The sequence below is a fragment of the Collinsella sp. TF07-1 genome (assembly GCF_003437235.1).
Lineage (GTDB): Bacteria > Actinomycetota > Coriobacteriia > Coriobacteriales > Coriobacteriaceae > Collinsella.
In genome coordinates this window covers 2,762-3,079 of sequence record NZ_QSRV01000048.1, presented here as the reverse complement: position 1 = coordinate 3,079, position 318 = coordinate 2,762, and the positions used below count along the sequence as shown (strand labels likewise).

1 pseudogene is annotated in these 318 nt (G+C 64.5%); it reads right to left on the bottom strand.

Annotated elements, in window-relative coordinates:
- A pseudogene (locus DXC67_RS10725) lies at positions 1-318 on the bottom strand (SIS domain-containing protein); the annotation flags it as partial.

Sequence of the window (318 nt, the reverse complement as noted above, 5' to 3'; positions counted from 1 at the left end):
AGCCGCGGCGGTTGAGCAGGCGCAGGCCGAAGCAGTCGGCGAGGTAGTAGCCCATCTCGCAGCCACCGTTACCATGATCGGAAGCCATCTTGACGCAATTCTCGGCGCCGACAGCCTGGCCGATGAGACCCTCGGGCTTGGTCATGGCGTAGACACGAATGCCCTTTTCCTTCATCTTCTTGACGGCCTCGAGGACCTCGGGGGTGGTGCCGGACTCGGAGGCGGTGAGCACGACGGACTTCTCGGTCATGCGCTTGTGGCCGGAGACGTTCCACTCGGCGGCGTGGATCAGGTAGACCTCGAGGTCGCGGTCGCCGA